A 16,992-nucleotide genomic window follows, 5' to 3' on the forward strand; every position below is an offset into this window, starting at 1 on the left:
ACGGGTGAGGTGTCGGGGCGGTCGACCGTTCCCACGTCACGGGGGGGGGGCCCGGCCCCCGGCGGGGCCAGGCCCCCCCGGGGGGGGTATTACCCCCACCGCCCCCCCCGCCCCCCCCCCCCCGGGGGCCCCCCCCCCCCCCCCCGGGGGGGGGGGGGGGGGGCCGGCCCCCCCCCCCCCACCCCGCTCACGTGATCAACAGCAAGTTGACGTGCCAACTCGGAGCGTGGTGGACTTCCCCCGCCATATACGGCAGCAGTTGAGGAAGCCGGTGCGAATCCGGCGCGGTCCCGCCACTGTGAGCCCCCTTATCGAGAGGGGCGAGCCAGGAACTCTCGCTGCCGGTCTCGTCGAACCAGGGCGTGGACACCCTGAGTGAGGACACCTACCGCCATGCTCGCCCCGCGCGGCACTTGGCGGCACGAGCGCGTGTATGCGTGCGGTGCCGCCGCCGGAATCTTCGCCGACCTTCTGCTCGGCGATCCGCGCCGTGGGCACCCCGTCGCCGGATTCGGGCGCGCCGCAGCGGCCGTCGAGCGCGTTCTGTGGCGTGACCATCGCGGCGTGGGCGCCCTGCACACCGTGGTGTGTGCCGGTGGCGCCGCCGCTCTCGCCGCCGTCGCCTCCCGTGCCGTACGCCGCTCCCCCGCCGCCTCTGTCGCGTTGACGGCCGCCGCCACCTGGGCCGTCGTCGGCGGCACCTCGCTGGGCCGTGAGGCACGCGGCGTAGGGGCCGCCCTTGAGTCCGGGGACGTGGAGCGCGCCCGGGAGCTGTTGCCCCGGCTGTGCGGCCGTGACCCGCAGGGGCTCGACGCCGACGGGATCGCCCGCGGCGTCGTCGAGTCCGTCGCCGAGAACACCTCCGACGCCGTCGTGGGCGCGCTCGTGTGGGGTGCGATCGGCGGGGTGCCGGGCCTGGTCGCCTTCCGCGCCGTGAACACGCTCGACGCGATGGTCGGGCACAAGTCCGTGAAGTACCGGCGGTTCGGCTGGGCCTCGGCCCGCCTCGACGACGTGGCCGGCTGGCCGGGGGCGCGCCTCACCGGCGCCCTCGCGGTCCTCGCCGGTGGCCGCCCCCGGCAGGCGCTGGACGCGTGGCGGGCGGACGCGCGGCGCCACCCCAGCCCGAACGCCGGCGTCGTCGAGTCCTCCTTCGCGGGGGCGCTCGGGGTACGGCTCGGCGGGACCTTGGCGTACGGCGGCCGGGTCGAGCACCGGCCGGTGCTGAACGCGCCGGGGCGCGCGGTCGAGGTGCGTGATGTGGATCGGGCCGTGCGCTTGTCGCGGCGGGTGTCTCTGTTGGCCTTGGGAGTCTGTGTGGGTGCGCGAGTCTGTGTGGGTGCGCGAGTCTGTGTGGGTGCGCGACGGATACGAGCGCGGGGGCGACGATGACGGGCGGAGGGCTGCTCGTCGCGGGGACCACCTCCGACGCGGGCAAGAGTGTCGTCACGGCCGGGATCTGCCGGTGGCTGGTGCGCCAGGGCGTGAAGGTCGCGCCGTTCAAGGGGCAGAACATGTCCCTGAACTCGTTCGTGACCAGGGAGGGCGCCGAGATCGGGCGCGCGCAGGCCATGCAGGCGCAGGCCGCGCGGGTCGAGCCGAGCGCGCTGATGAATCCGGTGCTGCTCAAGCCCGGCAGCGACCGCAGCAGCCAGGTCGTACTCATGGGCAAACCCGTGGGCGAGCTGAGTGCGCGCGGGTATCACGGTGGGCGGCAGGCGGCGCTGCTCGACACCGTCGTCGGGTGTCTGGAGGAGCTGCGGGCCACCCATGACGCCGTGATCTGTGAGGGCGCCGGGTCGCCCGCCGAGATCAATCTGCGGCGCACCGACATCGTGAACATGGGGCTCGCGCGGGCGGCGCGGCTGCCGGTGCTCGTCGTGGGGGACATCGATCGGGGCGGGGTGTTCGCTTCGTTCTTCGGGACGACCGCGCTGCTGGCTCCTGAGGATCAAGAGCTTCTTGCCGGGTATCTGGTGAACAAGTTCCGGGGTGACGTGAGCCTGTTGGAGCCGGGGCTCGACATGCTCAAGTCCCTTACGGGGCGGGCGACTTATGGTGTGCTGCCGTTCCAGCACGGGCTCGGGATCGACGAGGAGGACGGGCTCCGGGTGTCCCTGCGGGGGGCCGTACGGGAGTCGGTCGTGGCGCCGCCGGTGGGCGAGGACGTGCTGCGGGTCGCCGTGTGTGCGGTGCCGCTGATGTCGAACTTCACCGATGTGGACGCGCTGGCCGCCGAGCCCGGTGTCGTCGTGCGGTTCGTGGACCGGGCCGAGGAGCTCGTCGACGCGGATCTGGTCGTGGTGCCGGGGACGCGGGGGACGGTGCGGGCGCTGGATTGGTTGCGCGAGCGTGGGCTTGCGGACGCGATCGCGCGGCGGGCTGCCGAGGGGCGTCCGGTTCTCGGTATTTGCGGTGGGTTCCAGGTGCTCGGCGAATCGATCGAGGACGAGGTCGAGTCGCGAGCCGGCGTCGTGGACGGGCTCGGGCTGCTTCCCGTACGGGTGCGGTTCGAGGCCGAGAAGACGCTTGCGAGGCCGGTCGGGGAGGCGCTCGGGGAGTACGTCGAGGGGTACGAGATCCATCACGGGGTCGCCGATGTGCGGGGTGGCGAGGCGTTCCTGGACGGGTGCCGGGTGGGGTCCGTGTGGGGGACGCATTGGCACGGGTCGCTGGAGGCGGACGGGTTTCGGCGGGCGTTCCTTCGGGAGGTCGCGGCGGGGGCCGGGCGGAGGTTCGTTCCAGCGGCGGACACGTCGTTCGAGGCGTTGCGGGAGGAGCAGCTTGATCGGCTCGGGGATCTGATTGAGCGGCATGCCGATACGGATGCGTTGTGGCGGTTGATCGAGGGGGGTGCGCCTGGGGGGTTGCCGTTTGTGCCGCCTGGGGCGCCGTGATGGGAGTCGCCCCCGCCGCCCCTTCCCGTCCCGTCCCTGGGGGCTGCGCCCCCTTGCCCCCCAAAAGATTGCGCAGTTCCCCGCGCCCCTGATCGTCCCCTGGACACGTTTTACTCGCTGGAGGTTGTCGGCTGATGCCTACCCCTTATCCGTTCACCGCTGTCGTCGGGCAGGATGATCTGCGGCTTGCCCTGTTGCTCAATGCCGTGTCTCCCGCCGTGGGTGGTGTGCTCGTGCGTGGGGAGAAGGGGACTGCCAAGTCCACCGCCGTGCGGGCGCTTTCCGCGTTGATGCCGGATGTCGATGTCGTCGCCGGGTGTCGGTTCTCGTGTGATCCGGCGGCGCCCGATCCGCAGTGCCCAGACGGGCCGCACGCCGACACGCCTGGTGCTCAACGAGGCGCGCGCATGGTCGAGTTGCCCGTCGGTGCCTCCGAGGACCGGCTCGTGGGTGCGCTCGACATCGAGCGGGCGCTCTCCGAGGGCGTGAAGGCCTTCGAGCCGGGGCTGCTCGCCGACGCCCATCGCGGGATTCTGTATGTGGATGAAGTGAATCTGCTGCATGATCACTTGGTCGACCTGCTGCTTGATGCTGCTGCCATGGGGGCCTCCTACGTCGAGCGCGAAGGTGTCTCCGTGCGGCATGCCGCGCGTTTTCTGCTCGTAGGGACGATGAATCCCGAAGAGGGTGAGCTGCGGCCGCAGTTGCTCGACCGGTTCGGGCTGACCGTGGAAGTTGCGGCTTCGCGTGAGCCGGAGCAGCGGGTGGAGGTCGTCAAGCGGCGACTCGCCTACGACGACCACCCGGAGGAGTTCGCCGGGCGGTGGGCCGAGGACGAGGCCGAGGTGCGGGCCAAGATCGTCGCCGCGCGTGAGCTGCTGCCCCAAGTACGGCTCGGTGACCGGGCGTTGACGCAGATTGCCGCCACGTGCGCGGCCTTCGAGGTGGACGGCATGCGCGCCGACATCGTGATGGCGCGCACCGCCACCGCGCTCGCCGCCTGGGCGGGGCGCACCGACGTGCTCGCGGAGGACGTGCGGCAGGCCGCGCTGCTCGCGCTCCCGCACCGCAGGCGCCGCAACCCCTTCGACGCGCCGGGTCTCGACGAGGACAAGCTCGACGAGACCCTGGACGAGTTCACACCCGAGGACGAGCCCGAAGGGAACTCCGAGGGCGACGGAGACGGGGACGACGATCCCGACGGGGGGCCCGACGGTGGCGGTCCCGGTGGTGGCGTGCCGCCGCAGGACGGGCCGCACGACGCACCGCAGGAGACCAAGGACCCGCAGGACACACCGAACCCGCAGGACGACGCTCCGGCCGGTGACGACCGGGAGGACTCCCCCGAGGAGCCCGCCGCCGCCCCCGCGTCCGGCGGCGGAGCCCCCGAGCAGAAGCCCGTGTCGGCCGGCGAGCCCTTTCGTACGAAGATGCTGAGCGTTCCCGGCCTCGGCGAGGGAGCCGCGGGGCGGCGCTCGCGGGCGCGTACCGAGCACGGCCGCACCACGGGGTCGATGCGGCCCCGCGGCGCCCTGACGAAGCTGCACCTGGCGGCGACCGTGCAGGCCGCCGCCCCGCACCAGCGGGCGCGCGGGCGTACGGGACGGGGGCTCGTCGTGCGCCGCGACGACCTGCGGCAGGCGACCCGCGAGGGGCGTGAGGGGAACCTCGTCCTGTTCGTGGTCGACGCCTCCGGGTCGATGGCGGCGCGGCAGCGGATGACCGCCGTGAAGGGTGCCGTGCTGTCGCTGCTGCTGGACGCGTACCAGCGGCGGGACAAGGTGGGGCTCGTGACCTTCCGGAAGTCGGCGGCCGAGGTCGCCCTGCCGCCCACGTCGAGCGTGGACGCGGCGGCGAGCCGCCTCGAGTCGCTGCCGACCGGCGGGCGCACCCCGCTGGCGGCCGGGCTCCTCAAGGCGCACGAGGTCCTGCGCGTGGAGCGGCTGCGGGATCCGGCGCGGCGGCCCCTGATGGTCGTCGTGACCGACGGGCGGGCGACCGGCGGTCCCGAGCCCGTGCAGCTGGCGGGCCGCGCGGCCGGGCTGCACGCCGCCGAGGGGACGGCGAGCGTCGTCGTCGACTGCGAGACCGGCATGGTGCGGCTCGGGCTCGCCACCGAACTCGCGGGCCGACTGGGCGGCACCGCCGTCACGCTGGACGAGCTGCGGGCGGACTCGATCGCCGGGCTCGTGAAGGACGTCACTGGAACGCAGAACACCATCAGGAGGGCCGCTTAAATGCCGCAGGGACAGCCGAGTGTCGTACCGAACGACGGACTGACGACACGTCAGCGTCGCAACCGCCCACTGGTGTTCGTGCACACGGGCATAGGCAAGGGCAAGTCGACGGCCGCGTTCGGGCTCGCGCTGCGCGCCTGGAACCAGGGGTGGCCGATCGGGGTGTTCCAGTTCGTCAAGTCGGCGAAGTGGAAGGTCGGCGAGGAGAACGCGCTCAAGACGCTCGGCGCGAGCGGCGAGGGCGGCACCGTGGCCTGGCACAAGATGGGCGAGGGCTGGTCGTGGGTGCAGCGCGACGACCAGGCCGACAACGAGGAGAAGGCGCGCGAGGGCTGGGAGCAGGTCAAGCGGGACCTGGCCGCCGAGACGTACAAGCTGTACGTGCTCGACGAGTTCGCCTACCCGATGCACTGGGGCTGGATCGACGTGGACGACGTCGTCGAGACGCTGCGGAACCGTCCCGGGCAGCAGCATGTCGTCATCACCGGTCGCAACGCCCCTGAGAAGCTGGTCGAGTTCGCGGATCTCGTCACCGACATGTCGAAGGTGAAGCACCCGATGGACGAGGGCCAGAAGGGCCAGCGGGGCATCGAGTGGTAGCCACCCCGCCCGTGAGTGTGCCCCGCCTGGTGATCGCCGCGCCCGCCTCCGGCACCGGCAAGACGACCGTGGCGACGGGCCTGATGGCGGCGTTCGCCGAGCGCGGGCTCGCCGTGTCGCCGCACAAGGTGGGGCCCGACTACATCGACCCCGGCTACCACGCGCTCGCGACCGGCCGTCCCGGGCGGAACCTCGACGCGTACATGTGCGGGCCCGAGCTGGTCGCCCCGCTGTTCGCGCACGGCTCGGCGGGGTGCGAACTCGCCGTCGTGGAAGGCGTGATGGGGCTGTTCGACGGGGCGTCGGGAGAGGGCGAGCTGGCCTCGACGGCGCACGTCGCGAAGCTGCTCAAGGCCCCTGTCGTGCTCGTCGTCGACGCGTCCTCGCAGTCGCGGTCGGTGGCCGCGCTCGTGCACGGCTTCGCCTCCTTCGACCCCGAGGTGCGCCTCGCGGGCGTCATCCTCAACAAGGTCGGCTCCGATCGCCACGAGGAGCTGCTGCGCGAGGCCATGGAGGAGGTCGGCGTCCCGGTGTTCGGGGCGCTGCGCCGCGCTCCCCAAGTGGCCACGCCGTCACGCCACTTGGGCCTGGTCCCGGTGGCCGAGCGGAGCAATGAGGCCGTGGACTCGGTGCGGGCGTCGGCGGCGATGGTGCGGGAGGGGTGCGACCTGGAGGGGTTGCTGGCCCTGGCAAAAACGGCTCCCCCACTGACGACGGAGACGTGGAGCCCGCCGGAGGTCGCCGCGATGCCGGACAGGCCCGTCGTGGCGGTCGCGGGTGGTGCCGCGTTCACGTTCTCGTACACCGAGCACACGGAACTGCTCCGCGCGGCCGGCGCCGACGTCGTCACGTTCGACCCGCTGCACGACGAGTCCCTCCCGGAGGACACCGCGGCGATCGTCATCGGTGGCGGCTTCCCCGAGGTCTACGCCCCCGAGCTCTCCGCCAACGAACAGCTCCGCAAGGCCGTGGCCGAACTGGCCCGCGGCGGCGCTCCCGTCATCGCGGAGTGCGCGGGCCTGCTCTACCTCTCCCGTTCCCTCGACGGCCAGCCGATGTGCGGGGTGCTCGACGCGGACGCGAAGATGTCCGGCCGGCTCACCCTCGGCTACCGGGACGCCGTGGCCCTGTCCGACAGCCCGCTCACCCCGGCAGGGGCCCGGCTGCGCGGCCACGAGTTCCACCGGACCGTGCTCGAACCGGGCGCGGGGCCCACGCCCGCCTGGGGCATGCGGCTGCCGACGCCGCGCGTCGAGGGCTTCGTACAGGGCGGCGTGCACGCCAGTTATCTGCACACGCACTGGGCGGCGCTGCCGGACATCGCGCACCGCCTGGTCCAGTGGTGCACGCCGTGAGGCACTCAGCCCGCGATACCCACCACGAGCCAGATGAAGGCCGCGCCCGCGACGGTGCACAGCAGCGTCGAACGGGCCGGGTGCTCGTGGTGGGCCTCGGGAAGGATCTCGGCGGCGGCCAGGTAGAGCAGCACGCCGCCGAAGAAGCCCAGATAGCCGCCGAGCAATTGCTCCGGAATGGTGAACAGGAGCGTGGACGCGGCGCCCACGACCGGCGCCGCGGCGTCCGCGAACAGCATGATCAGCGCCTTGCGGCGGGCGTTCCCGTAGAGCCGGGTGATCGTGTACGTGTTGAAGCCGTCGGCGAAGTCGTGGGCGATCACGGCGAGCGCCACGGCGGTGCCCATGCCGCCGCCGATCTGGAAGGCGGCGCCGATCGCCATGCCGTCCATCAGGCTGTGCCCGACCATCGCGGACGCCGCCGTGAGCCCCACCTCCGGGGCCCGGCCGTCCGCCCCTTCCTCCGCCCCATGGGCGGCCTGGCGGCGGGCCAGCAGGTGCTCCATGATGTGCGCGCCGAGGAATCCGGCCACGAACAGCAGCAGCGCCGCCGGCACCCCGAAGACCTCACCGCCCAAGGCCTCCAGCGCCTCGGGCAGCAGGTCGAGGCCGACGACGCCGAGCATCAGCCCGCCGGCGAGACCGAGCACCAGGTGGCGCCGGTCGGTGACCCGCTGCGCGGTCCAGCCGCCGACCAAGGTCATCAGGAAGGCGCTCAGCGCCACGATCACGGCCATGGCCCCTTGCTAACCCATCCGGGGGCCTCCGCGCACATCCTGCGTGGCGTGGTCGTCGGTGTCGGGGCCAGGTCCGGCGCCCCGGCGGACGAAGTTCTCGGGCTCGTCCGGGCCGTGCTGGCCGAGGCGGGCGCGACGGACGTCCTGGCGCTCGCGACGGTCGACGCCAAGGGCCGGGAGCCCGGCATCGTCGCGGCGGCCGAGGCGCTGGGCGTGCCCCTGGAGACGTACGACGCCGAGCGGCTCGCCGCCGTCCCCGTGCCGCATCCGTCCGCGCGGGCCCGCGACGCCGTGGGCACCCCGTCGGTCGCCGAGGCCGCCGCGCTCGTACGGGGCGGTGAACTGCTCGTCCCGAAGCGGACGTCGGCCGGGGCGGGCGGGGGCCCGGGCCGGGTGACGTGTGCGGTGGCGCGGCCCGGGTAGGGACCGGCCCGGCTTCTCCCCCCTGCAGGATTCCCCCTCTCGCCCTCCCCGCAAGGAGCCCGACCCCATGCACACCCCTCCCCCGGCCCTGCTCGCCGCCCTGGAGCAACGGCTCGACGACGTCCTGGGCGGCGGCCCCCGCACACCGCGCGACCGGGCCGATGTGACCGTGCTGCTCGTCGGGGCCGGCTCGGCCGACGCCGCGGCCAACGCCGAACTCGCCGCCGCCGCACGGCTGTTGTGGGAGGGAAGCGGCTACGCGGGCGTGGAGCCGGCGTACGTGTCGGCGGCGCCCGACGTGCCCGCGGGGCTCGACCGGTGTGCGGCGCTCGGCGCGCGGCGGGTCGTCGTGCTGCCCTACGGAAACCTGCCGTCGGAGCGGTTCCACGCGCAGGCCGTGGGGTGGGCCGCGGCGCATCCGGAGGTGGACGTGCGCTGCGCGGCCGCCCCGGACGTGGCGGACCCGGTCGGCGGACCCGATCTGCGGCACCACGGGGACGCCGAAGTCCGCGACGACGGCGAGAAGTTGACGGATCTCGCGGTGAACGTGCGCACGGGCACGCCGCCGTCCTGGCTGCGGGAGCACATCGCCGGGTCCCTGGAAGGTCTCGCGGCGTATCCCGACGGGCGGGCCGCGCGGGCCGCGGTGGCGGCGCACCACGGGGTGCCGGTGGAGCGGGTGCTGCTCACGGCCGGGGCGGCGGAGGCGTTCGTGCTGCTCGCGCGGGCACTGCGGGTGCGCAGACCCGTGGTCGTACACCCTCAATTCACCGAGCCCGAAGCGGCGTTGGAGGATGCCGGGCACGCGGTGGGGCGGGTGCTGCTGCGGGAGGAGGACGGGTTCCGGCTCGATCCGGCGCTCGTGCCGCACGACGCGGATCTGGTGGTCGTCGGCAACCCCACGAACCCGACCTCCGTGCTGCACCCGGCGGAGGCGCTGACCCGGCTGGCGCGCCCCGGGCGGTTCCTGGTGGTCGACGAGGCGTTCATGGACGCCGTGCCGGGCGAGCGGGAGTCCCTGGCGGGGCGGACGGACGTGCCGGGGCTCATCGTGCTGCGGAGCCTGACGAAGACGTGGGGACTTGCCGGGTTGCGGGTCGGGTACGTGGTGGCGGAGCCGGAGGTGGTGGCGGCGCTCGAGCAGGCGCAGCCGCTGTGGCCGGTGTCCTCGCCCGCGCTCGTCGCCGCGCAGGCGTGCGTGTCCGCCCGCGGGGTGGCGGAGGCGGCGGACGCGGCGGACGCCGTCGCGGCGGACCGGGAGTATCTGGTGGGCCTGCTGCGGGGGTTGGCGTCGCACGGGGTGTCGGTGGCCGGACCCGCGGAGGGGCCGTTCGTCCTGGTGCGGATCCCCGGCGCCGGGGTGGTGCGGGAGCGGTTGCGCGGGGCGGGGTTCGCGGTGCGTCGCGGCGACACCTTCCCGGGCCTCGGCCCGGACTGGGTCCGCGTCGCGGTGCGGGGGCGGGGGACGAGCGACGCGTTCGTCGCGGCGTTGTCCGGGGTTCTGCATTCAAGCCCCTGCGGCGATTGACTGGCCCAACCGCCGCAGGGGGCTCAAAGGAGTGGCTTGACAGTTACGCCCGGCCGCGGCCCCGGCGGGCCATGGCCACCGCTCCACCGCCGGCGGCAAGCAGCACGATCGCGCCGCCCGCGATGTACGGGGTCATCTCATTGCCACCCGTCTCCGCGAGGTCCTGCTTGTCGGCCGCGGGCTGCGCCTGCGTCTTCTGCGCCGGGGTGTCGACCGGGGTGTCGGCCTTCTCACCCTGAGGCTCCGGCTTCGGCGCCGGAGCCTCCGCCGCCTTCGGCGTCTCGCACGTCGCCTCCGCCAGCGTGACCTCGCCGTCCACCTCCGCGACGTTGAGGTTCAACGGGTTGACGTGCACCTTGAGTTGGAGGGCGGAGGCCGCCGCCGTGGTGTCCGTCGTGGAACGGTTGGAGAGGCCGAGGGTCACCTCGCCGACCCCCGGGACCTTGACGGACGTCGTGCCGCCGGTCGACAGCGTGATCTTCTTGCCGAGGACGGTGACGCCGCCCAGCAGGTTCGACTCGGCGACCGGCTTCTCACCCGCCACGCACGTCGCCTTGGACGACACCTGGCCGACCTCGATCAGGGAGAGCAGCGGGAGGCCGGGGACGTGGACCTTGGCGTGGGCGAGCTCCGTGAAGCCCTCCGCCGTGTCGCCCTCGACCGTGGCCTTCGTCCGCGCCACGTCCGCGCGCAGCACGCTGAACGGCTGTCCGCCGTCGACCCCGTCCAACTGGGCGGTCAGCGCGGTCCTGTCGGCGCTCTTGGGCGCCTGCACCTCGTTCAGCGAGACCTTGAGCGGGACGTTCACGGTCTTGTTGAGGAGCGATACGTCGAGTCCTGTGCGGAGCACGACCGCGCCGGCCTTGCCGCCGCTGTGCTCGGTGGCGGCTGCCGGGCCCGCGGTCGCGAGCACGGTGGGGCCGAGGGCGAGCGCGGTGGCGGCGGCGGTCGCGGCGACGCGACGGGCGGGCGTGCGCAGGACGGTGGTCAGGGTGGAGCTGGGCATGCTGGTGGGACCCCCACTGGAGAAATGAACCGGGACAGGGTCGGGACGGGACGGTCCCGACTGGTCATCGTTGAGGGAATCTTTACGCACTGAGAGTGAACGGTCAGCAACCAGGCGTGAGTTCACCCCAACGGGGCGTTTCCGTGCACGTCTTCGAATCTTCGGGCTCGCGCGTTCCCATCCGTCCCATCGCTTTCGCCCAGGGGTCGCCCGTACCGTCGATGCGCCGCTTGTACACGGGTTGACCGCGCGGGCGCCGCCAAGTGGTGTGCAACGAGCCCCGGGGCGCGGGAGTAACGCTGCGTCAACCCACCACGTTGCCCCGCAGCACGATCCTGCGCGGCGCCGCCAGCGCCCGTACGTCCTCGCGCGGATCGGACCCGTAGACCACGAGGTCGGCGGGCGCGCCCTCCTCCAGACCGGGGCGGCCGAGCCAGGACCGCGCTCCCCACGCCGTCGCCGAGAGCGCCTCGACGGGCGGGATGCCGGCCCGCACCAGCTCCTCGACCTCGCCCGCGACCAGGCCGTGCGCGAGGGAGCCGCCCGCGTCCGTGCCGACGTAGACCGGGATCCCGGCGTCGTAGGCGTTGCGGACGGTGTCGTAGCGGCGGTCGTAGAGGCGGCGCATGTGGGCCGACCAGTCGGGGAACTTGCTCTCGCCGCCCGCCGCGAGCTGCGGGAACGTAGCGATGTTCACGAGGGTCGGGACGATCGCGACGCCGCGCTCCGCGAACAGCGGGATGGTGTCGTCGGTCAGGCCCGTGGCGTGCTCGATGCAGTCGATGCCCGCCTCGACGAGATCGCGCAGCGAGTCCTCCGCGAAGCAGTGGGCCGTGACGCGGGCGCCCAGGCGGTGCGCCTCGGCGATCGCCGCCTCGACCGCGTCGCGCGGCCAGCAGGCGCCGAGGTCGCCCGTCCCCCGGTCGATCCAGTCGCCGACGAGCTTGACCCAGCCGTCGCCGCGCCGCGCCTCCTGGGCGACGTACGCGACGAGCTCCTCGGGCTCGATCTCGTGCGCGAAATTGCGAATGTAACGACGCGTGCGGGCGATGTGGCGGCCGGCGCGGATGATGCGCGGCAGATCCTCGCGGTCGTCGACCCAGCGGGTGTCGGAAGGGGAGCCCGCGTCGCGCAGCAGCAGCGTGCCGTGGTCGCGGTCGGTCAGGGCCTGCTTCTCCGCGGTCTCGGCGTCGACGGGTCCGTGCGCGCCGAGCCCGACGTGGCAGTGCGCGTCGACCAGGCCCGGCAGCGCCCAGCCCTCGACCGTGGTGACGTCGAGGCCCGCCGTCACGGGCCGGTCGTATGCGATCCGGCCGTCCACCACCCACAGTTCGTCGCGTACGTCGTCGGGCCCGACGAGGACCCGTCCCTTCACGTGCAGTACCCCGCCAATACTCATGCGCGCAGCCTATGAGGCGGTGGGTACGCTCGGCACTGGCACCCGTACGAACCCGTGAGCGAAGAGAGCACCACCGTGACGCATCCGTTTCTCGACCTGGCCCCGTTGAGCGCCGAGCATTTCGCCTCCATCGAGGACCGTGTGGCCCGGCTGATGGACACCTCGCAGAACGTCGTGATCATGCAGGGTGAGGCGCTGCTTCCGCTGGAGGGCGCGATCCGTGCCGCCGCGGGGCCCAGCACGGTGGCGCTGAACGTGATCACCGGTCCGTACGGTCAGACCTTCGGCGACTGGCTGCGCGACTGCGGCGCCACGGTGCACGACCTGGCGGTGCCCTTCCACACGGCCGTCACCGCCGAGCAGGTCGGGCAGGCGCTCGCCGAGCACCCGGAGATCGACTTCGTGTCCCTGGTGCACGCGGAGGCTGCGACGGGCAACACGAACCCGGTCGCCGAGATCGGTGAAGTGGTGCGGGGGCACGGTGCGTTGTTCTACCTGGACGCCGTCGCGTCGATCGCCGCCGAGCCGGTGCTTCCGGACGCGTGGGGCGTGGACCTGTGCGTGATCGGCGCGCAGAAGGCGATGGGCGGTCCTGCCGGTGTCTCGGCCGTGTCGGTGAGCGCGCGGGCCTGGGAGCGGATGGCCGCCAACCCGAACGCGCCGCGCCACTCCTACCTCTCGCTCCTCGACTGGAAGCAGCGCTGGGTGGACGGCGGCCGCAAGGCGCTGCTGCACGCGCCGGCGCAGCTGGAGATGCTCGCCCTGGAGGCGTGCGTGGAGCGCATCGAGAACGAGGGCCTGGACGCCCTGATGGCGCGGCACGCCTCGGCCGCCGCCGCCACGCGCGCCGGAACGCTCGCGCTGGGCGGTGGACTTGAGCCATACGTCCACGAAGCCCGTGACGCCGCCCCTGTCGCCACTACACTGCGCGCGCCGGCCGGTACGGACGCCCGTGAGCTGGTGGCGAAGGCGCTGGCCGTGGACCCGGTCCTTCCGCTGGTCGCCGGGGGCGGCGCGCTCGCCCAGGAGATGATCCGGGTCAACCACTACGGTCCGCAGGCGACCCGTGGCGTCGTGCAGTCCTCGCTCGCCGCGCTCGGCGGGGCGCTCGCGGAGGCCGGGTTCGAGGTCGATCTGGAAGGGGCGCGAAAGGCGGTCGCGGCCGCCTGGGAATAAGCACCCCGGCGCACGAACCGGCGCACTCACCTCTAGGCGTCGCCCTTTTCGGGGCGGCGCCTTTGTTTTTATCCAGGAATTGTTCAGACAGAATTGTCCCGCGTTTTATCAGAGCCATGCGGCGAGGCTTCCTGTTCTGCTTCTGCCCGCTTTCCCGCAGGGTAAACACCTAGATTTCATCAACGGGAACCGACGTAATTCGGACGCGTCTCGTAGCGATTACGACGCTGTGACGTACTCCACACGAATTTAGATACGACCGCTTTGTCCCCATCAAACCGGGACATACCGCCGCGATCTCGTGCGCGCGCTCACCTGCGCGCGATAACACAGAAGCCCTCGTTACGTAACCCCTTCTGCGGGTGCAATCCCGAAAATTGCTCGGTAAATTCAATTTGCATGACCGCCGCACAAGCGCAATTCCTGGAAGTCGCCGAAGTGGCCCCGGTCCCCGACGGACTGAAGATCGACCACCCCGAGGTGGCCGACGGTGCCGCGATCTGGCGTATCGCCCGCGACTCGAAGGTGCTCGACCTCAACTCCTCCTACAGCTACCTGCTGTGGTGTCGCGACTTCGCCGCCACGTCGGTGATCGCCCGCGACGAGAAGGGCGAGGTGGCCGGTTTCATCACCGGTTACGTACGTCCCGACCGACCCGACATCCTCGTGGTGTGGCAGGTCGCCGTGGACGCTGCGCAGCGCGGGCGCGGCCTGGCGGCCGCACTGCTCGACGGGCTGGCCGCGCGGGTCGCGGCGGCGCGTCCGGTCACCACCCTCGAGACCACCATCACGCCCGACAACGCCGCTTCCCAGGCCCTGTTCACCTCGTTCGCCCGCCGGCACCGCGTCGGTGTGGCCCGCACGGTGCTGTTCGACGCGGGCCTGTTCCCGGACGACGGGCACCTGCCCGAGGAGCTGTACCGCATAGGCCCGCTGGCCTGAGCGCGCCCTCGACCCCACTCATCCCGAACCCCCCTCAACTTCCCTCCCTAGAGGAGTTTTCGCTGTGACCATCACCCAGCCGGACCTGAGCGTCTTCGAGACCCTTGAGTCGGAGGTGCGCAGCTACTGCCGCAGCTGGCCCACCGTCTTCGACCGGGCCCAGGGCAGCCGTATGTACGACGAGGACGGCCACGAGTACCTCGACTTCTTCGCCGGTGCCGGATCGCTCAACTACGGCCACAACAACCCGGTCCTGAAACGCGCCCTGATCGACTACCTGGAGCGCGACAGCGTCGTGCACGGGCTCGACATGTCGACCACGGCGAAGCGCAACTTCCTGGAGTCCTTCCAGAACATCATCCTGCGCCCGCGCGACCTGCCCTACAAGGTCATGTTCCCGGGCCCGACGGGCACCAACGCCGTCGAGTCCGCGCTGAAGCTGGCGCGCAAGGTCAAGGGCCGCGAGTCGATCGTGTCCTTCACCAACGCCTTCCACGGCATGTCGCTCGGCTCGCTCGCGGTGACCGGCAACGCGTTCAAGCGCGCGGGCGCCGGCATCCCGCTGGTGCACGGCACGCCGATGCCGTTCGACAACTACCTCGACGGCCGGACGCCGGACTTCATCTGGTTCGAGCGCCTCCTGGAGGACTCCGGCTCCGGCCTGAACACCCCGGCCGCCGTGATCGTCGAGACGGTCCAGGGCGAGGGCGGCATCAATGTCGCCCGTGCCGAGTGGCTGCGCAAACTGGCGGATGTCTGCGAACGTTGGGACATGCTCCTGATCGTCGACGACATTCAGATGGGCTGCGGCCGCACCGGCGCCTTCTTCTCCTTCGAGGAGGCGGGCATCACGCCGGACATCGTGACCGTTTCGAAGTCCATCAGTGGGTACGGGATGCCCATGTCCCTGTGCATGTTCAAGCCGGAGCTCGACGTCTGGGAGCCGGGCGAGCACAACGGCACGTTCCGAGGCAACAACCCGGCGTTCGTGACGGCCGCCGCTGCCCTGGAGACGTACTGGACCGACGGCGCGGCCATGGAGAAGCAGACCCTGGAGCGCGGCGAGCAGATCGACGAGGTGCTCGGCGCCCTGCGCACGGAGTACCACGACGAGATCGTCGAGTACCGCGGCCGCGGCCTGGTCTGGGGCATCGAGTTCCGCGACAAGGACCGGGCCAACAAGGTCGCCAAGCGGGCCTTCGAGCTGGGCCTGCTCATCGAGACCTCCGGCCCCGAGAGCGAGGTCGTCAAGCTGCTTCCGGCGCTGACGATCACGCCGGAGGAGCTGGACGAGGGTCTGCGCACGCTCACCCGAGCGGTGCGCGAGACCGTCTGACACGCACCACCAAGTTTACGAGGAAAGGCAGCAACTCACCGTGATTGTCCGTTCGTTCAAGGAGATAGAGAACACCGACCGGCACGTGAAGTCGGCGACCGGCACCTGGGAGAGCAAGCGCATCGTGCTTGCCAAGGAGAAGGTCGGCTTCTCTCTGCACGAGACGATCCTCTACGCGGGCACCGAGACCGACATGTGGTACGCCAACCACATCGAGGCCGTGCTGTGCGTGGAGGGCGAGGCCGAGCTCACCAACCGGGAGACCGGTGAGACGCATTGGATCGAGCCGGGGACGATGTACCTCCTGGACGGTCATGAGAAGCACACCATGCGCCCGAAGACCGACTTCCGCTGCGTCTGCGTGTTCAACCCTCCGGTGACCGGACGGGAGGACCACGACGAGAACGGCGTCTACCCGCTGCTGACAGAGGACGAGGAGGCCTGATCCCGATGACGACCGCACCCGACATCACGGACCTGTACCCGACGCGAGGCGCCTCCGAGGTGGCCACGCCGCGTGTCGACCCGGTCGTCTGGTCGGCGGAGGGAGCGCGAGGGCCGATCCGCCAGTCGGACCTCGCCTCCTTCGAGCGGGACGGCTTCCTCGCCATCGACGAGCTGATCGGCCCGGACGAGATCGGCACCTACCAGGCCGAGTTGAACCGTCTGGTCACCGATCCGACGATGCGCGCCGACGAGCGCTCCATCGTCGAGAAGCAGTCGCAGGAGATCCGCTCGGTCTTCGAGATCCACAAGATCAGCGAGGTCTTCGCCAACCTGGTGCGTGACGAGCGCATCGTGGGCCGGGCCCGTCAGATCCTCGGCTCGGACGTCTACGTCCACCAGTCGCGGATCAACGTCAAGCCCGGTTTCGGGGCGCGGGGCTTCTACTGGCACTCGGACTTCGAGACCTGGCACGCCGAGGACGGCCTGCCGAACATGCGGACGGTGTCCGTCTCCATCGCGCTGACGGAGAACTACGACACCAACGGCGGGCTCATGATCATGCCCGGCTCGCACAAGACGTTCCTCGGCTGCGCGGGTGAGACGCCGAAGGACAACTACAAGAAGTCGCTGCAGATGCAGGATGCGGGCCTGCCCTCGGACGAGGCCCTCTCCAAGTTCGCCGATGCCCATGGCATCCAGCTGTTCACCGGCAAGCCCGGCTCGGCGACCTGGTTCGACTGCAACGCCATGCACGGCTCCGGTGACAACATCACCCCGTACCCGCGCTCGAACGTGTTCATCGTGTTCAACAGCGTGGAGAACAAGGCGGTGGAGCCGTTCGCGGCGCCGGTAAGGCGTCCGGAGTTCATCGGTGCGCGGGACTTCACTCCGGTGAAGTGATCCTCGTAG

At 71.7% G+C, this 16,992-nt stretch carries 15 protein-coding genes and 1 riboswitch; of the genes, 12 read left to right on the top strand and 3 right to left on the bottom strand.

Going from position 1 to position 16,992, the window contains the following annotated elements; translation table 11 throughout:
• The first annotated feature begins 214 nt into the window (after positions 1-214).
• Positions 215-356: riboswitch (cobalamin riboswitch) on the top strand.
• A gap of 37 nt (positions 357-393) precedes the next feature.
• The 5 genes from ACYSUO_RS38140 to ACYSUO_RS38160 all read left to right on the top strand — a co-directional run bounded on the left by ACYSUO_RS38140 (position 394) and on the right by ACYSUO_RS38160 (position 7,089).
• Positions 394-1,392 carry a cobalamin biosynthesis protein gene (locus tag ACYSUO_RS38140; RefSeq protein WP_461780797.1) on the top strand — a complete coding sequence of 333 codons (999 nt, stop codon included), beginning with the start codon at positions 394-396 and terminating at the stop codon, positions 1,390-1,392.
• A complete protein-coding gene (locus tag ACYSUO_RS38145; protein WP_461780798.1) occupies positions 1,389-2,897 on the top strand; it encodes a cobyric acid synthase in 1,509 nt (502 codons plus the stop codon). Before ACYSUO_RS38140 ends, ACYSUO_RS38145 begins: the two co-directional genes overlap by 4 nt.
• 134 nt (positions 2,898-3,031) lie before the next feature.
• Positions 3,032-5,134 carry a putative cobaltochelatase gene (locus ACYSUO_RS38150; RefSeq protein WP_461780799.1) on the top strand — a complete coding sequence of 701 codons (2,103 nt, stop codon included), beginning with the start codon at positions 3,032-3,034 and terminating at the stop codon, positions 5,132-5,134.
• The gene (cobO, locus tag ACYSUO_RS38155; protein ID WP_461780800.1) at positions 5,135-5,734 is read left to right on the top strand and encodes a cob(I)yrinic acid a,c-diamide adenosyltransferase; all 600 of its coding nucleotides are present in this window, start codon (positions 5,135-5,137) and stop codon (positions 5,732-5,734) included. It begins immediately after the preceding gene.
• Between the two features lie 11 nt (positions 5,735-5,745).
• Positions 5,746-7,089 carry a cobyrinate a,c-diamide synthase gene (locus tag ACYSUO_RS38160; protein WP_461780801.1) on the top strand — a complete coding sequence of 448 codons (1,344 nt, stop codon included), beginning with the start codon at positions 5,746-5,748 and terminating at the stop codon, positions 7,087-7,089.
• A gap of 5 nt (positions 7,090-7,094) precedes the next feature.
• Here the strand turns inward: ACYSUO_RS38160 and ACYSUO_RS38165 are convergent, their stop codons facing one another.
• Positions 7,095-7,826, bottom strand: coding sequence for a ZIP family metal transporter (locus ACYSUO_RS38165; RefSeq protein WP_461780802.1), 732 nt, complete (start codon positions 7,824-7,826; stop codon positions 7,095-7,097).
• 48 nt (positions 7,827-7,874) lie between these two features.
• On the opposite strand from ACYSUO_RS38165, the gene ACYSUO_RS38170 reads away from it, so the two are divergent.
• Together ACYSUO_RS38170 and cobC are read left to right on the top strand one after the other, a co-directional pair.
• Positions 7,875-8,249, top strand: a complete 375-nt coding sequence (locus ACYSUO_RS38170) for a cobalamin biosynthesis protein (RefSeq protein WP_404269913.1) — start codon at positions 7,875-7,877, stop codon at positions 8,247-8,249.
• 67 nt (positions 8,250-8,316) lie between these two features.
• A complete protein-coding gene (cobC, locus tag ACYSUO_RS38175) occupies positions 8,317-9,777 on the top strand; it encodes an Rv2231c family pyridoxal phosphate-dependent protein CobC (RefSeq protein WP_461780803.1) in 1,461 nt (486 codons plus the stop codon).
• 43 nt (positions 9,778-9,820) lie between these two features.
• Here cobC and ACYSUO_RS38180 read toward each other — a convergent pair whose 3' ends face one another.
• Positions 9,821-10,783: an SCO1860 family LAETG-anchored protein gene (locus ACYSUO_RS38180; protein WP_461780804.1), complete on the bottom strand. Its 963-nt coding sequence runs from the start codon at positions 10,781-10,783 to the stop codon at positions 9,821-9,823.
• 304 nt (positions 10,784-11,087) lie between these two features.
• On the bottom strand, positions 11,088-12,182 hold the full coding sequence (locus tag ACYSUO_RS38185; protein WP_461780805.1) for an amidohydrolase family protein: 1,095 nt from the start codon (positions 12,180-12,182) through the stop codon (positions 11,088-11,090).
• Positions 12,183-12,257: 75 nt separating this feature from the next.
• Between ACYSUO_RS38185 and ACYSUO_RS38190 the strand changes: the two genes are divergently transcribed.
• From ACYSUO_RS38190 to thpD, 5 genes are all read left to right on the top strand, one after another.
• Positions 12,258-13,358: a pyridoxal-phosphate-dependent aminotransferase family protein gene (locus ACYSUO_RS38190; protein WP_461780806.1), complete on the top strand. Its 1,101-nt coding sequence runs from the start codon at positions 12,258-12,260 to the stop codon at positions 13,356-13,358.
• A 399-nt stretch (positions 13,359-13,757) separates the two neighbouring features.
• A complete protein-coding gene (gene ectA / locus ACYSUO_RS38195; RefSeq protein ID WP_266721032.1) occupies positions 13,758-14,300 on the top strand; it encodes a diaminobutyrate acetyltransferase in 543 nt (180 codons plus the stop codon).
• Between the two features lie 64 nt (positions 14,301-14,364).
• Entirely contained in the window at positions 14,365-15,636 is a 1,272-nt protein-coding gene (gene ectB / locus ACYSUO_RS38200; RefSeq protein WP_461780807.1) for a diaminobutyrate--2-oxoglutarate transaminase, read from the top strand.
• A 40-nt stretch (positions 15,637-15,676) separates the two neighbouring features.
• A complete protein-coding gene (locus tag ACYSUO_RS38205) occupies positions 15,677-16,081 on the top strand; it encodes an ectoine synthase (protein ID WP_266721029.1) in 405 nt (134 codons plus the stop codon).
• 5 nt (positions 16,082-16,086) lie between these two features.
• Entirely contained in the window at positions 16,087-16,983 is an 897-nt protein-coding gene (gene thpD, locus ACYSUO_RS38210) for an ectoine hydroxylase (RefSeq protein WP_426904361.1), read from the top strand.
• The last annotated feature ends 9 nt before the right edge of the window (positions 16,984-16,992 follow it).

It is taken from the genome of Streptomyces sp. UC4497, assembly GCF_054871485.1.

Excerpts from the sequence above, each read along its gene's own strand:
- ACYSUO_RS38140 (WP_461780797.1), top strand. The coding sequence starts at position 394 with ATGCTCGCCCCGCGCGGCACTTGGCGGCACGAGCGCGTGTATGCGTGC.
- ACYSUO_RS38150 (WP_461780799.1), top strand. The coding sequence starts at position 3,032 with ATGCCTACCCCTTATCCGTTCACCGCTGTCGTCGGGCAGGATGATCTG.
- cobO (WP_461780800.1), top strand. The coding sequence starts at position 5,135 with ATGCCGCAGGGACAGCCGAGTGTCGTACCGAACGACGGACTGACGACA.
- ACYSUO_RS38145 (WP_461780798.1), top strand. The coding sequence starts at position 1,389 with ATGACGGGCGGAGGGCTGCTCGTCGCGGGGACCACCTCCGACGCGGGC.
- ectA (WP_266721032.1), top strand. The coding sequence starts at position 13,758 with ATGACCGCCGCACAAGCGCAATTCCTGGAAGTCGCCGAAGTGGCCCCG.
- ACYSUO_RS38180 (WP_461780804.1), bottom strand. The coding sequence starts at position 10,783 with ATGCCCAGCTCCACCCTGACCACCGTCCTGCGCACGCCCGCCCGTCGC.
- ACYSUO_RS38185 (WP_461780805.1), bottom strand. The coding sequence starts at position 12,182 with ATGAGTATTGGCGGGGTACTGCACGTGAAGGGACGGGTCCTCGTCGGG.
- cobC (WP_461780803.1), top strand. The coding sequence starts at position 8,317 with ATGCACACCCCTCCCCCGGCCCTGCTCGCCGCCCTGGAGCAACGGCTC.
- thpD (WP_426904361.1), top strand. The coding sequence starts at position 16,087 with ATGACGACCGCACCCGACATCACGGACCTGTACCCGACGCGAGGCGCC.
- ACYSUO_RS38165 (WP_461780802.1), bottom strand. The coding sequence starts at position 7,826 with ATGGCCGTGATCGTGGCGCTGAGCGCCTTCCTGATGACCTTGGTCGGC.